We start from the raw sequence: 13,083 nt of genomic DNA, 5'->3' as shown, positions 1-13,083 counted from the left end.
GGTTCTCGCACCCCGTGGGCCCTGCGGCCCGTCAGTCCTCGATGCCGTCCGCCGCGCGCTTCGCACGCAGCTCCATGATGGCCCGGCGGCGGGCCAGACGGTGGGTGCGGCGGATCTGGGCCTCCTGGCAGCGGCGCTTGTCCCGCTCCGTCTCCGGCAGGACCGGCGGCACCCGGCGGGGCTTGCCGTCGGCGTCGACGGCGGCGAAGACGAGGTAGGCGGAGCCGACCTGGGTGGGCGGGGCGGACTCGTTCCAGCGCTCGGCGAGGACGCGGACGCCGACCTCCATCGAGGTCCGGCCGGTCCAGTTGACCTGGGCCTTGACGTGGACGAGGTCGCCCACGCGGACCGGCTCCAGGAAGGCCATCTCGTCCATGGAGGCGGTGACGGCGGGACCGCCGCTGTGCCGGCCGGCCACCGCGCCCGCCGCGTCGTCCACCAGTTTCATGATCACACCGCCGTGCACCGTACCCAGCAGGTTGGTGTCGCTGTTGGTCATGATGTGGCTGAGAGTGGTCCGGGAGGCGGAGGTGGGCTTACCCGGAATGTCCGGAGTGTCCGGGGTCTCCGGCTCCGGGGCGCTGGCCTGGTCTGTCATGGCCTCCACCTTATGCCGAGGTCGAGGGCGCGGATTTTGTGTCAGCTTGGCAACAGCACCGCTGTGATTTTCCGCCGAACCTTGTAAGGCACATGTCCCTGCCCTGCACACTGGGGCGCATGAATGACTGGCCCCAGGGATGGTCCGACGACAACCGCGACAACCGGTACGGACGCGGCAGTGCAGGCGCGCAGCCTGAGAGCGCCCGCGTGATGCGCCAGGTTCGGCGCGGCCCGGCGGCATCGCCCGGCGGCGGCCGGCCCGCACCGCCGTACGGAGTCCCGCAGCAGCCGTCGTACGTCGACGGCCAGGGACACGACGGTTACGACAGCTACGACAGCGGTTACAACACCGGCCAGGTCTACGGCAGTCCGGCCGGCCGGGGCCCGGGTGGACCCGGCGGGCCCGGCGACGGTTACGGCGGCGGTGCGCCGCGGCCCGCGCCGAACTGGCGGCGCCGCATCAAGGTGACATCCATCACGCTGGTCACGGTGCTGGTCGTCACACTGGTCGGCACGTACTTCTGGGCCGACTCCAAGCTCAACCGTGAGGTCGACCTCTCCAAGGTGATCGACCGGCCGGAGGCGGGCGAGGGCACGAACTACCTCATCGTCGGCTCCGACAGCCGTGAGGGCATGACCGACGAGCAGAAGAAGAACCTGCACACCGGGTCCGCCGAGGGCAAGCGCACGGACTCGATGATGCTCCTGCACACCGGCGGCGGCGCCCCGACGCTGATCTCGCTGCCGCGTGACTCGGACGTGGAGATCCCGACGTTCGTCGGCTCCGAGTCCGGCAAGACCTACCAGGGCACCGGCTGGCACGTGAAGCTGAACGCGGCGTACGCGGAGGACGGGCCCGAACTGCTGGTCCGTACCGTCGAGTTCAACACCGGACTGCACATCGACCACTACGTCGAGATCGGTTTCGCCGGTTTCGCGAACATCGTGGACGCGGTCGGCGGCGTCGAGATGGACATCCCGCAGGACATCAAGGACACCAAGTCCGGCGCTGACCTGAAGAAGGGCAAGCAGGTCCTCGACGGCCAGCAGGCCCTCGCCTTCGTCCGGACCCGCTACGCGCTGGCCGGTTCCGACCTGGACCGCACGAAGAACCAGCAGAAGTTCCTCTCCGCGCTCGCCGGCCAGGTGGCCACGCCGAGCACGGTCCTCAACCCCTTCAAGCTGTACCCGACCATGGGCGCCGGTCTGGACTCCCTCATCGTCGACAAGGACATGAGCCTGTTCGGCCTGGCCGACATGTTCTGGGCGATGAAGGGCGTCAGCGGCGGCGACGGCAAGTCGATGAACATGCCCCTCGCGGGCAGCTCCGGCGGCAACCTCCTGTGGGACAAGGACAAGGTCAAGACGCTGGTCGAGCAGCTGAAGAACGACGAGAAGGTCACGGTCTCGGGTGACTGACACCCGGGGCCCGCGGCCCTTCGACGCGGTGCTCTGCGATGTCGACAACGTGATCCGGTTCTACGACGCCTCCCGGGTGACCGCGCTGGAGCGCGCCGCCGGACTGGCCGAGGGCATCACGATGAAGGTGGCGTTCGCGCCGGAGACCGACCTGCCGCTGATGCTGGGCCGGATCGACATGCGGGAGTGGGTCGAGCAGATCGCGGCCGGCTTCGCAGGGCTCGCGCCGCAGCCGGTGGCCCACGACCTCGCCCGGGCGCTCGCCGAGGCGCCCTTCCACGCCGACGCGACGGTGGTGTCGCTGCTGCGCCGGGCCCGGGCCCAGGTGCCGCTGGTCCTGGTCAGCAACGCCTCGGTGACCCTGGAGGCGGACCTCGACACGCTCGGGCTGTCCGATCTCGCCGACCACGTCGTCAGCAGCGCCCGCGTCCGGCTGGTCAAGCCGGACCCGCGGATCTACCGCATCGCCGCCGATCTGGCGGGCGTACCGCTCGACCGGTGCCTGTTCGTGGACGACAGCCTGGAGAACACGGAGGCGGCGGCCGCGCTCGGCATGACGCCCGTGCACTTCCGTGAACCGGCCGACCTCGAACGGGCCCTGGCGCCGCTGCTCTGAGCGGCGCCGGGGCCCGCCGTCGGGGCCTACGCCATCGCGCGGCACATGTCGGCGCAGCGGCGACAGGACTCGGCGCAGCGCATCATCTGCGGGTCCTCGGGCATGGACATACACGCCTCGGCGCACATGTCACAGGCTTTGGCGCACATCGCGCACATCTCGGCCGCCAGCGGTGAGCGGCGCATCATCATGTCGGCGCACATGCGGGTCATCTCGGAGCAGTCGATCAGCGCCCGCATGATCTGCATCTGGGCCTGACCGCCCTTCTGCATGCAGGAGCTCATGGTCTCCTCGCACACCGAGTGGCAGGACATGCACGCGTCGACGCAGTCCTGCATCGCCTTGCTCATCGTGGTCATGGTTCCGGGCTGAGTCATGGCTCCTCCTGGGATGGGTGGGGGCGGAGGGATCCGTGGCGGACCCCGTGCCCTTCCGTCGTACGCCTCCCGGCCACCGCGCGCCATCGGGCGGACGCCGACAATCCGCCACGAATGCGACGCCCGCAAAAAAACGGTGAAAGGGCCGCAAAGCCACAAAAGACCCCGGATTCACTCCGGGGGCTCGTGTGCCGATACGCCGAACGACTGGCGTCGTGGCGGACCTGGGACTACGGCAGGTTGCGTGCCATGACGATTCGCTGGACCTGGTTCGTGCCCTCGTAGATCTGGGTGCTTTACAGCTGTACGGACGTGACCCATAAACACCCCCTTCAGAGGGGGTCTCCCCAGGATTTCCCCATGATCACTGGGCAACGGAAGCCCCCGCCATGCGCCACGGGGGAAGCACACGACGGGGGCCGTCGAAGAACCGCTCAGGCGGTCAGGCCGGGGTCGAAGTACCCCGGCGTTCGGAACAGGCCCGTGAAGGTGCCGGGGCCGTGCCGTTCGTCCAGCCACGCTCCCAGCGCCGTCACGTCACCGCTGATGATGGCTGCGAGAAGACGCGTGTGGCACTCGACCTCTTCCCCAGGGGCGAACTCCTCAAGGAAGTGCGCGTACCGGCGATTGACGCCCTTCTCGTAACCGCTCAGGGCCGCCGCGTACCGGGTCTGCTCTTCGCTCCCCACCACCCCCGCCGCGCGCCCGGCGTCCTCCTCCGTCAGCGTCCCGGTCACGTCCCGGAACGCAAGCGCGCCAAGAAGATCTGAAGGCTCGGCCACGCTGAAGCGTTCTGCCGTCTGTCGGGTGATGGAGCGCGCCTCTTTGTCGCACGCGCCTTCCATGACGATTCCGAGGTTCCGCGTGTGGTGGCTCCCACGCTGGTCGACAGCCGAGTACGGCTGTCCGGTCGTGCGGCGGTAGTTGATTCCGTACTGAGTGCGGACGGGTATCCCAGCCACTTCCACGTACCGCCGACGCGACCCGTAGTGGAGGCAGTCATGCGCGTACGCGCGCAGCAGATCGAGCAGGGCCAGGGCGGGGCACTCGGGATTTCGGCGTTCCATGGGTCCGTACATGGTGATGACGGCCACCATCTGAAGATGCCGGTATCCCTGGTCCGGGTGGTGGAATCCACCGAAGGCACCGACCCGGGAGGATTCACAGCCGACCAACACACGGTCAAGCGGCAGCATCTTCACCAGGCCGTACCCGGCGTACCGGCGTTTGGCGTTTTCGACGCCCGCATGGAAAAGCGTGGTGTCGATGCCGTCTGCCGCCCACCGGCTGAGCATTTCCGACAGGGGCCGGAATACGTGGGCGGGGTGCTTTCCCGTGAGGGGGGATGCGTCGACGCGCATGGCCGCCAGTGCCGCCATTGCCTTAGCGCCGGTTACGGACTCATTCGGGGCGAGTTCCGTTAACTCGCCGTGCTCGCCTTGATGAGCTGAATGTGGGACTCTTGCATCCCCTCCGGGAGTGCGTCCGGGCTGAACCATTTCGCCTCCAGAATCTCGAAGCCGTCGAGCTTGAGAGTCCCACCCACGTGAAGCGCTTCGTAGGCGATTTCAACGCGGAGTTTGTAGCCGCTGGTTACTTGAACCAGTCGTCCCGGAACGACTTCAAGGCCAGTTTCTTCCCGAACCTCTCGAACAATGGTCTTCGGGAACTCCTCGCTCTTGATGGCGTAGCCGGTCGGAAGTCCCCATGGCCGGTCTGCGGGCCACATTCGGTGCTTGAGGAGCAGGACTTCCCCCGCCTCGTTCCGCACTACACCCGTCACGCCGATCATGAATTTGGCGTGCGCGAACCATAGGACACGCCATTGCAGAGGGCCGCGAATTAGTTTCCAAACTCGGGCAATAATTCGCTTCATGCGCACCCTTTCGATAGGGCAAGCGCGTTGGACGCTTGCGGTGCCTGACTCAACCTATGCCGTGGGGTGCGGGTCACGCCCAGGCTTTGCCTGCTCCGTCTCTAGGCGGCGATTCCTCGCGCAACTATCAGCGCGACAGTCACTACCCACGCAAGCCAGGCCACAGCGGCCAGCGAGCCGCGTAACGCCCTCATGCCGACAAGCACGCGGCACACGAAACGGTGCGCTGCCACTCCGTCAGCTCGCCCACAGCACCACAGACCGGCTTGCCGTCGTCGTCCAGGGCGTGAACGGTCTTCACGTCTTCCCCGACTGTTGCCGTGATCGGCCGGACGGGTGCCAACAGTTCTCGGTCAGTGCTCACCGCCACGCTCCGGGCTCGAATCGGTACGACCGCTCAATGTGCTCTTGGTAGTCCAGATGGCCAGGGTTTGCTGTGAGGTGGTCGGCCGCCCATCGCGTGCCGTCCGAGGGGTCCGTGCTGTCACTGCTCGCCTGTCCGCACGCCTGGCACTCCATGGTGTGCAAGGTCGGCTTGCCCGTGTCCGGTGTCAGCGTGTGCTCACGGAACCGGTAGGTCGAGCGGGCCATCACGCTCCCCTTCGCCGGGCGCACTGCTCACATGGGAACGGGCAACTGGGCAGGGAGTTGGGCGGGAACGCGATCACTCCAGATGCCGGGTCACGGGTGCCGCCGTACTCCCTCCACCAGCCGTCATCTGCGGGCCGTTCCGAGTCATCAACCAGGGTCACTAGCTCAGGCTCGGGCAGAGCGCTCACACGGGCGCTGGTGCGCTTCGCGGGGGCCGTCACGCCTCACCCCCGGTCGGGCACTGGGTGCGGGCGTTCGGCCGGCCGTTGGGTTCCGCTTCGGGCACTGTCGTCAACCCCTTGGCTGGTTGGTAGCCATGCCCCGGACGTTCGCGCGTCGCGGGGCCTCTGTTCCGCTTGCCTACTCAACCGATTCCGCGCATATGAGGGGCAGTTGACGAGCGTTGACTACGATGGCAGTCAACAGTCAACGGGAGCTGCACCATGATCGACTTCGGGTCTGAGGTAAAGACGGCACTCAAGGCGCAGGGAAAGAGCCTGAGAGGTGCGGCCAAGGAACTCCATTACGACGTTGCCTATCTGAGCCGGGTGCTCAACGGGAAACAGGCTCCTTCTCCTGAACTGACGCAAGCCTTAAACGAATACCTCGGTCTATCCCTGGAAGTAGAAGACAGCAGTTCTCATGACGATGAAATGGACGCTTGGGAATTGGCCCGTCGTGTAAAGGCTAGCGACGTAGGCAATGCAACCCTTGAGCGTCTAGAGCGCGCCTTTGATGGGCTGGCCATGGCCTACCCTAAAGCCAAGCCGGAAGACTTGCTGAGGCAGGTACGAAAGCACTCAGCCTACGTCGGAAAGTTGCTAGACGGCCGAAAAACTCTGTCAGAACATCGGCGATTGCTGGTCGTCGGGGGTTGGCTATCTCTGCTCGTCGCCACGGTCCATATTGACCTTATGCAAGACGACGCCGCTACGGCTCGATTGGAGACAGCAGCAACCCTAGCCAAGGAAGCTGGACACCGTGAGATTGAAGCATGGTGCTATGAGACTGAGGCTTGGCGACTTCTCACCGACGGCGATTACATGCAAGCCGTTGACCTCTCCCGGGCCGCACAGGAAATAGCTCCCGCTGATGGCTCCGCAATCATTCAGGCGACAGCGCAAGAAGGTCGATCGAGTGCACGGCTAGGAAACGGGAAGGAGACCTATTCGGCCATTAAACGGGTACAGGCGCTCTCTTCCGCCATTGGCGCCCCCGATGCACCAGAGCACCATTACCGATATGACCCAGGAAAGGTTCTGTCCTATACAGCTACGACACTCGCATGGCTCGGAGATTCAGCGGCAGAGCCGTACGCCAGGGAGGTAATCAGGAGGCTGAGCCCGAGCGACGACGTAAGCCAGTGGCCACGACGTGTAGCTTCCGCAAATATCGATCTAGCTTTGGTTCTCCTCAAGGACAACCGACTGGACGAAGCATGCGACTCGGCTCAGAAAGCCATTCTGTCTGGGAGGGTAGTTCCCTCTAATCATTGGCGCGCACTGGAAGTCGTCAAGGCGGTTGAGGCTCGACAACTCCCCGAGAGTGCCGACCTGCGGGAGGCATACCAGAGTCTCAAGGCGATTGAGAAGGGAAACACATAACCCCGACCGAGAAGGCCGGGGCAGTTCCATTGGTTGATTAGAGCAGGGCGAGGAAGGGATTCGTGTCCCCGAGCGATCCCGACCGCTTCGGTTCGGGACCAGGAGCCGGGGCCTGCTTCGGAGCCGGGCGGTAAGCGTCCAGACGGACAACCCGTGCCCGGTTCTGCTCACACTCCGCGCTTGCGGCCGCACCTCTGCGTGACGGGAAGTGTCCCCGTTCCGATCACCCTCTGCGCTGGCCGGCTGCGGCACAGAGTCACCAGAACTGTCACCGCGGAGCGTGAAAACGGTGGCCGGTCGGCCGGTCTTCCCCGACCGCTCCACAGTGACGACGATTCCAGGCAGATTCTTGACCTCTGCTGCGGTCGCTCACCCACGTACGGCAGCACCTGAGTGGAAGTGGCACGACCGCCGTGCATCTTGATCCGGGCCCGCACCTTGTCCTCAAGACTGAGCGGCTGCCGCTTCACCTTCGGAGAGGTCGCCCCCTTGGTGATGCGCACTGCATCCTGCACCGACCGGCGGACCAAGCTGAATGCTGCCGACAGGATCTCTTCCGTGATCGCCTCCGAGCACTCGGACGCTGCCAGGCAGGCCGCAACTCGGAGCGTCTGTTCTGCCGTCCGCTCGATGAACACTGCCTGCCCTTCGGGCAGGGTCTCCCCCAGGATGCGGGCGTACCGGCGAACCACCCGCCACAGCGGCCGGGCATCTTCTGCAAGCGTGATCACACGCGGCCGGGCAGTGGCCCAACCGTAGGCGTCGGACAGGTCCCGCCCGTCCACGTCGGGCAGGCTCACCCGGTCGTCATCCAGCAGGGGCACCGACCCCAGCAGGAAAGGAAGGATGCGGTTGTAAGAGCCTCCGGCCGCTTCGGACTCGCCTACGTACTTCGACCAGTCAGAGGGCGTGACGTGACAGTGCAAGACCATTGCGGGGTCGCGCACTTCCTGCGCCGCATCCTTGGGCGTGTTGCGGAGCGTCGCCCCATCCCATGCGGCCCGCAGCTTGGTCGTGAACGAGACATCCCGCTACACCCTGCGGAGCACTTCCGACCACTCTTCTTCGATCACCAGGGCCCGCACGTCCCGACCGTGCTCGGTCTCGGCCGTCGCTTCCTGCTGCTCCCACAGGTGGTTCACCATGCTCGCCCCGGACGTGATGCCAAACGTGGTGTGCGTGGCCAGGAAGCGGCCCAGAGCCTTGTACGGTCCCCCTCCCGCCGAACGTTGCCTTCGAGCTTCGGCGGCACATCAAGAACCACGGCGTATGGGGGCCTGAGCGGCTTCTCTTCCCCAACGTGACACGGACTGGCTACCTCTACGCGTCGTACTTCTACCCGAAGATCTGGATGGAGGCTCTGAGCAAGGGACAGGTGGAGTACCGCAAGGCTCACTCACTCCGGCACTACTACGGCTCACGGCTGCTGTACGCCGGAGTCCCCGAGAACGATGTGGCCGACTGGATGGGCCACAGCAGTACGGACGTGCTGAGGGAGCACGACCACTACATCTTCGAAGGGGCCGAGCAGCGCGGCCGGGCCGCCATCGCAACGATGTTGACGCCCGGCGCTGACGATCCCACGGAGGCATCAGAGGTCGCCTGATCCCTAAGACAACAGCCCCCGGCCACGCGCCGGGGGCTGTGCTGTTTACGCAGGTCAGAGGCTGTTTCCAGTCAGGCGTCTACCCAGGATTTCCCCAGCATGACGCCCAGGAACGGGCCTGATCGGGCCGCAACGGGCAGGAGGCCGTGACCGACTCGCCGGGCCGTCGAAACAGCGCCTGACCTGCGAAAACCCTGCTAGGGAAGGTTCCTTGCCATCACGATCCGCTGAACCTGATTCGTGCCCTCATAAATCTGGGTGATCTTGGCGTCGCGCATCATGCGCTCCACCGGGTAGTCACGGGTGTAGCCGTAGCCGCCGAGGAGTTGGACGGCGTCCGTGGTGACCTCCATGGCCACGTCGGAGGCGAAGCACTTGGCGGCGGCGCCCTGGTAGGTGAGGTCCGCGTCGCCACGCTCGGAGGCGGCGGCGGCCTGGTAGGTGAGGGCGCGGGCGGCCGAGATCTTCATGGCCATGTCGGCGAGCATGAACTGGATGCCCTGGAAGTCGGCGATCGGCTTGCCGAACTGCTTGCGCTCCTTGACGTAGCCCTTGGCGTAGTCGAGGGCGCCCTGGGCGATGCCGAGAGCCTGCGCGGCGATGGTGATACGGGTGTGGTCCAGGGTCTTCATCGCCGTCGCGAACCCGGTGCCCTCGTCGCCGATCATGCGGTCGGCCGGGATCCGGACGTTGTCGAGGTAGACCTCGCGGGTCGGGGAGCCCTTGATGCCGAGCTTCTTCTCGGGGGCGCCGAAGGAGACGCCCTCGTCCGACTTCTCGACGACGAAGGCCGAGATGCCCTTGGAGCGCTTCTCGGGGTCCGTCACGGCCATCACCGTGTAGTACTCGGAGACGCCGGCGTTGGTGATCCAGCGCTTCACGCCGTTCAGCACGTAGTGGTCGCCGTCGCGGACCGCGCGCGTCTTCATGCCGGCCGCGTCCGAGCCCGCGTCGGGCTCGGAGAGGCAGTACGAGAACATCCCGTCCCCCTTGGCGAGCGGCGTCATGTACTTCTTCTTCAGCGCCTCGGAGCCGGACAGGATCACCGGCATGGAGCCCAGCTTGTTCACCGCGGGGATGAGGGAGGACGAGGCACAGACCCGCGCCACCTCCTCGATGACGATCACGGTGGCGAGCGCGTCCGCGCCGGCGCCGCCGTACGACTCGGGTACGTGGACGGCGTGCAGGTCGCCGGCCACCAGCGCGTCCAGCGCCTCCTGCGGGAAGCGGGCGTCCTCGTCCACCGCCGCGGCGTACGGCGCGATCTTCGCCTCGGCCAGCGCGCGAACGGAGTCGCGGAGCATCTCGTGCTCCTCGGACGGGCGGTACAGGTCGAAGTCAGCCGATCCGGCCAAGGTCTCTCACGCTCCAAGGAAGACGCTGTGATGCTGCTGGCGCTAATTACCGTTAAGTAACCCAAATTTTAGGGGTCCGCCCACGCCAGGGGTACGTGAGCTTGACGACAGCGGGAAAGCTGCCCGTCGACACCGACAGCTATGCTCGGCCCCGCACTACCGACGCTACCCAGTGGAGTCCCCCATGGCCCTCAATATCACCGTGATCGGTACGGGTTACCTCGGCGCCACCCACGCCGCGGCGATGGCCGAGCTCGGGTTCGAGGTGCTGGGGCTCGACGTGGTCCCCGAGAAGATCGAGATGCTCCGCCGGGGCGAGGTCCCGATGTACGAGCCCGGCCTGGAGGAGCTGCTGCGCAAGCACGTCGCCGGGCTCGAGGGGTCCAGCGGACGGCTGCGGTTCACCACGGACTACGCCGAGGTGGCGGCCTTCGGCGACGTCCACTTCGTCTGCGTGAACACCCCGCAGAAGCACGGCGAGTACGCCTGCGACATGAGCTACGTCGACTCCGCCTTCGCCTCCCTCGCGCCGCATCTGACCGGTCCCGCCCTGGTCGTGGGCAAGTCGACCGTGCCCGTGGGCTCCGCCGACCGCCTCGCCGCCTACCTCGCCGAGCACGCGCCGGCCGGCGCGGACGCCGAGCTGGCCTGGAACCCGGAGTTCCTGCGCGAGGGCTTCGCCGTCGAGGACACCCTGCACCCGGACCGGATCGTGGTCGGCGTGCGCAGCGACCGGGCCGAGAAGCTGCTGCGCGAGGTGTACACGACGCCGGTCGCCGGGGGTTCGCCGTTCGTGGTGACCGACTTCCCGACCGCCGAGCTGGTGAAGACCTCCGCGAACTCCTTCCTCGCCACCAAGATCTCCTTCATCAACGCGATGGCGGAGGTGTGCGAGGCCGCGGGCGGCGACGTGCTGAAGCTGGCCGAGGCGATCGGACACGACGACCGGATCGGAAGGAAGTTCCTGCGGGCCGGGATCGGATTCGGCGGCGGCTGTCTGCCGAAGGACATCCGGGCGTTCATGGCGCGCGCCGGTGAGCTGGGCGCCGACCAGGCGCTGACCTTCCTGCGCGAGATCGACTCCATCAACATGCGCCGGCGCGGGCAGATGGTCGAGATGGCGCGGGAGGCGCTCGGCGGCGGCTCCTTCCTGGGCAAGCGGGTGGCCGTGCTCGGCGCCGCGTTCAAGCCCGACTCCGACGACGTCCGTGACTCGCCCGCGCTGAACGTCGCCGGGCAGATCCACCTCCAGGGCGGCCAGGTCACGGTGTACGACCCGAAGGGCATGGCCAACGCCCGGCGGCTCTTCCCGACGCTGGGGTACGCCGACTCGGCGCAGGCGGCGGTGCAGGGTGCCGACGTGGTGCTGCACCTGACAGAGTGGCGCGAGTTCCGCGAGCTGGACCCGGCCGTTCTGGGCGAGTCCGTGAAGTCCCGCGTCATCCTGGACGGCCGCAACGCCCTCGACCCGGAGCTGTGGCGGCGGGCGGGCTGGACGTACCGCGCGATGGGCCGGCCGACGGCCTGAGCGCTCCGCGCGAGCCTGGACCGAACGGCGACGCCGGTTCGGCCGAGGCTCAGTCGGCCGAACCGGCGTCTTCACGCATTCTGCACCACGGGCCCGTCGGTCAGGCGCCCTTCGCCCGGTACCGCCGCATCTTCGCGCGCGCCCCGCACACCGACATGGAACACCAGCGACCCCGGCCGGCCGGGCTGCGGTCGTAGTACGCCCAGTGGCAGTCGGGCAGCTCACAGGCCTTCAGCCGCTGCCAGGTGCCCTCGGTCAGCGCCTGTGCCACGGCCGCCGCCACCCGCGAGAGCAGCGTTTCCCCGTCGACCGGCGCGAGGCGCGCCGAGCCGTCCCGCTCGTCGACCGCGACGTACAGCGGCGCCCGCGCCAGCAGTGCGCCCAGTGGCGTCACCGCGCGGTGCGGCGGGTGCCCGGCGTGCGCGAGGCAGGCGGCGCGCAGCGACTCGCGCAGCTCGCGTGCGTCGGGCAGGTCCCGCTCGCCGATCCCGAACGGGGCCCGGCCCTCGGCCGAGTCGAGGGCGTCGCCGCCCGATTCCAGGTCGACGGTGTTGACCAGGGCCTCCACCAGGGCGAGGCCGCCGGGCGCGGGCAATCTCGCAGTCATGCTTGCGACGTTACCGCCATTGCGGGAGCATGAGGTAACCGTTACCGGTTGAACGCATCTGCAGGTAACCCGAGGAGTGGACATGGCTCTCGCACAGCTCGGCGTCGTCGTCCTGGACTGTCCCGACCCCCGCGCACTGGCCGGCTTCTACGCCGAACTGCTCGGCGGCACCGTCGAGGGCGACGCGGAGTGGACGGACCTGAAGGTGCCGGGAGGGCAGCACCTGGCCTTCCAGGCCGCGCCCGGATTCACGGCTCCGAAGTGGCCGTCCGCCGCGGACTCCCAGCAGTTCCATCTCGACCTCACGGTCGAGGACCTGGACGCGGCCGAGGCGGGCGTGCTGGCGCTGGGCGCCCGGGTGCTGGACGCCGAGGACCGCTCACGCACGTGGCGTGTGTACGCGGACCCGGCGGGGCACCCGTTCTGTCTCTGTGCCTGCTGAGCCGGAAGGCAACCCCATGGAATCCGGGATCCGTTTCCGTTTCGTCGTCCTCGACTGTCCCGACCCGCGCGCGCTCGCCCGCTTCTACGCCGGGGTCCTGGGCGGCACCCCGCAGGAGGTGGACGACGAGTGGGTCGTCCTGCGTGTCCCCGGCGGCCCCGGGCTGGCCTTCCAGCGCGTGGACGGCTACACGCCGCCGGAGTGGCCGCGCGCGGACCGCAATCCGCAGCAGTTCCACATCGACTTCGACGCCGGGTCGACCTGGGAAGAGGTGGACGCGGCCGAGAAGCGGGTGCTGGAGCTGGGCGCACGGGTGCTGGACGCGGAGGACTACGAGACCAAGGACTTCCGGGTCTACGCCGACCCGGCGGGGCACCCGTTCTGCCTCTGCCGGATCGAGCACACCTGACACCCGGAGCCTGTCCATGGCGAGCGCCCCTGACATCGGCAGTCCTTTCTCGT

13 protein-coding genes and 1 pseudogene are annotated in these 13,083 nt (G+C 67.4%); 7 read left to right on the top strand and 7 right to left on the bottom strand.

Features of this window, described 5'->3' with window-relative positions; genetic code table 11:
* Nucleotides 1–31: 31 nt before the first annotated feature.
* Nucleotides 32–598 carry an acyl-CoA thioesterase gene (locus AB0O67_RS07860; RefSeq protein WP_365447319.1) on the bottom strand — a complete coding sequence of 189 codons (567 nt, stop codon included), beginning with the start codon at nucleotides 596–598 and terminating at the stop codon, nucleotides 32–34.
* A gap of 119 nt (nucleotides 599–717) precedes the next feature.
* Between AB0O67_RS07860 and AB0O67_RS07855 the strand changes: the two genes are divergently transcribed.
* Both AB0O67_RS07855 and AB0O67_RS07850 read left to right on the top strand, forming a co-directional pair.
* Complete coding sequence (locus tag AB0O67_RS07855; RefSeq protein WP_365447317.1) at nucleotides 718–2,019, top strand: LCP family protein; 1,302 nt, start codon at nucleotides 718–720, stop codon at nucleotides 2,017–2,019.
* The gene (locus AB0O67_RS07850) at nucleotides 2,012–2,635 is read left to right on the top strand and encodes an HAD-IA family hydrolase (RefSeq protein WP_365447315.1); all 624 of its coding nucleotides are present in this window, start codon (nucleotides 2,012–2,014) and stop codon (nucleotides 2,633–2,635) included. The genes AB0O67_RS07855 and AB0O67_RS07850 overlap by 8 nt, the downstream gene beginning before the upstream one ends.
* Before the next feature lie 26 nt (nucleotides 2,636–2,661).
* On the opposite strand, the gene AB0O67_RS07845 is transcribed toward AB0O67_RS07850, so the two are convergent.
* From AB0O67_RS07845 to AB0O67_RS07835, 3 genes are all read right to left on the bottom strand, one after another.
* A complete protein-coding gene (locus tag AB0O67_RS07845; protein ID WP_365447313.1) occupies nucleotides 2,662–3,012 on the bottom strand; it encodes a four-helix bundle copper-binding protein in 351 nt (116 codons plus the stop codon).
* Nucleotides 3,013–3,446: 434 nt separating this feature from the next.
* Entirely contained in the window at nucleotides 3,447–4,373 is a 927-nt protein-coding gene (locus tag AB0O67_RS07840) for a hypothetical protein (protein WP_365447311.1), read from the bottom strand.
* 59 nt (nucleotides 4,374–4,432) lie between these two features.
* Nucleotides 4,433–4,888: an NUDIX domain-containing protein gene (locus tag AB0O67_RS07835; protein ID WP_365447309.1), complete on the bottom strand. Its 456-nt coding sequence runs from the start codon at nucleotides 4,886–4,888 to the stop codon at nucleotides 4,433–4,435.
* A 1,034-nt stretch (nucleotides 4,889–5,922) separates the two neighbouring features.
* Between AB0O67_RS07835 and AB0O67_RS07830 the strand changes: the two genes are divergently transcribed.
* Nucleotides 5,923–7,083 carry a helix-turn-helix transcriptional regulator gene (locus AB0O67_RS07830; RefSeq protein WP_365447307.1) on the top strand — a complete coding sequence of 387 codons (1,161 nt, stop codon included), beginning with the start codon at nucleotides 5,923–5,925 and terminating at the stop codon, nucleotides 7,081–7,083.
* 167 nt (nucleotides 7,084–7,250) lie between these two features.
* Here the strand turns inward: AB0O67_RS07830 and AB0O67_RS07825 are convergent, their stop codons facing one another.
* A complete protein-coding gene (locus tag AB0O67_RS07825; protein WP_365447305.1) occupies nucleotides 7,251–8,030 on the bottom strand; it encodes a hypothetical protein in 780 nt (259 codons plus the stop codon).
* Between the two features lie 272 nt (nucleotides 8,031–8,302).
* On the opposite strand from AB0O67_RS07825, the pseudogene AB0O67_RS07820 reads away from it, so the two are divergent.
* A pseudogene (locus AB0O67_RS07820) lies at nucleotides 8,303–8,689 on the top strand (tyrosine-type recombinase/integrase); the annotation flags it as partial.
* A gap of 197 nt (nucleotides 8,690–8,886) precedes the next feature.
* Here the strand turns inward: AB0O67_RS07820 and AB0O67_RS07815 are convergent.
* Entirely contained in the window at nucleotides 8,887–10,044 is a 1,158-nt protein-coding gene (locus AB0O67_RS07815) for an acyl-CoA dehydrogenase family protein (RefSeq protein ID WP_365447303.1), read from the bottom strand.
* Between the two features lie 184 nt (nucleotides 10,045–10,228).
* On the opposite strand from AB0O67_RS07815, the gene AB0O67_RS07810 reads away from it, so the two are divergent.
* Nucleotides 10,229–11,572 (top strand): UDP-glucose/GDP-mannose dehydrogenase family protein, encoded by a 1,344-nt coding sequence (locus tag AB0O67_RS07810; RefSeq protein ID WP_365447301.1) that lies wholly within the window; start codon nucleotides 10,229–10,231, stop codon nucleotides 11,570–11,572.
* A 100-nt stretch (nucleotides 11,573–11,672) separates the two neighbouring features.
* On the opposite strand, the gene AB0O67_RS07805 is transcribed toward AB0O67_RS07810, so the two are convergent.
* On the bottom strand, nucleotides 11,673–12,179 hold the full coding sequence (locus AB0O67_RS07805) for a CGNR zinc finger domain-containing protein (protein ID WP_365447299.1): 507 nt from the start codon (nucleotides 12,177–12,179) through the stop codon (nucleotides 11,673–11,675).
* Nucleotides 12,180–12,261: 82 nt separating this feature from the next.
* On the opposite strand from AB0O67_RS07805, the gene AB0O67_RS07800 reads away from it, so the two are divergent.
* The gene (locus tag AB0O67_RS07800; RefSeq protein ID WP_365447297.1) at nucleotides 12,262–12,621 is read left to right on the top strand and encodes a VOC family protein; all 360 of its coding nucleotides are present in this window, start codon (nucleotides 12,262–12,264) and stop codon (nucleotides 12,619–12,621) included.
* A gap of 16 nt (nucleotides 12,622–12,637) precedes the next feature.
* Nucleotides 12,638–13,030, top strand: coding sequence for a VOC family protein (locus tag AB0O67_RS07795; RefSeq protein WP_365447295.1), 393 nt, complete (start codon nucleotides 12,638–12,640; stop codon nucleotides 13,028–13,030).
* The last annotated feature ends 53 nt before the right edge of the window (nucleotides 13,031–13,083 follow it).

Origin of the sequence: Streptomyces sp. NPDC086077 (assembly GCF_040686175.1) — a bacterium.
Lineage (GTDB): Bacteria > Actinomycetota > Actinomycetes > Streptomycetales > Streptomycetaceae > Streptomyces.
The sequence above is the reverse complement of the archived record's forward strand: the minus strand, read 5'-3'. Positions and strand labels throughout refer to the sequence as shown.

Excerpts from the sequence above, each read along its gene's own strand:
- AB0O67_RS07860 (WP_365447319.1), bottom strand. The coding sequence starts at position 598 with ATGACAGACCAGGCCAGCGCCCCGGAGCCGGAGACCCCGGACACTCCG.
- AB0O67_RS07855 (WP_365447317.1), top strand. The coding sequence starts at position 718 with ATGAATGACTGGCCCCAGGGATGGTCCGACGACAACCGCGACAACCGG.
- AB0O67_RS07845 (WP_365447313.1), bottom strand. The coding sequence starts at position 3,012 with ATGACTCAGCCCGGAACCATGACCACGATGAGCAAGGCGATGCAGGAC.
- AB0O67_RS07840 (WP_365447311.1), bottom strand. The coding sequence starts at position 4,373 with ATGCGCGTCGACGCATCCCCCCTCACGGGAAAGCACCCCGCCCACGTA.
- AB0O67_RS07835 (WP_365447309.1), bottom strand. The coding sequence starts at position 4,888 with ATGAAGCGAATTATTGCCCGAGTTTGGAAACTAATTCGCGGCCCTCTG.
- AB0O67_RS07830 (WP_365447307.1), top strand. The coding sequence starts at position 5,923 with ATGATCGACTTCGGGTCTGAGGTAAAGACGGCACTCAAGGCGCAGGGA.
- AB0O67_RS07810 (WP_365447301.1), top strand. The coding sequence starts at position 10,229 with ATGGCCCTCAATATCACCGTGATCGGTACGGGTTACCTCGGCGCCACC.
- AB0O67_RS07805 (WP_365447299.1), bottom strand. The coding sequence starts at position 12,179 with ATGACTGCGAGATTGCCCGCGCCCGGCGGCCTCGCCCTGGTGGAGGCC.
- AB0O67_RS07800 (WP_365447297.1), top strand. The coding sequence starts at position 12,262 with ATGGCTCTCGCACAGCTCGGCGTCGTCGTCCTGGACTGTCCCGACCCC.
- AB0O67_RS07795 (WP_365447295.1), top strand. The coding sequence starts at position 12,638 with ATGGAATCCGGGATCCGTTTCCGTTTCGTCGTCCTCGACTGTCCCGAC.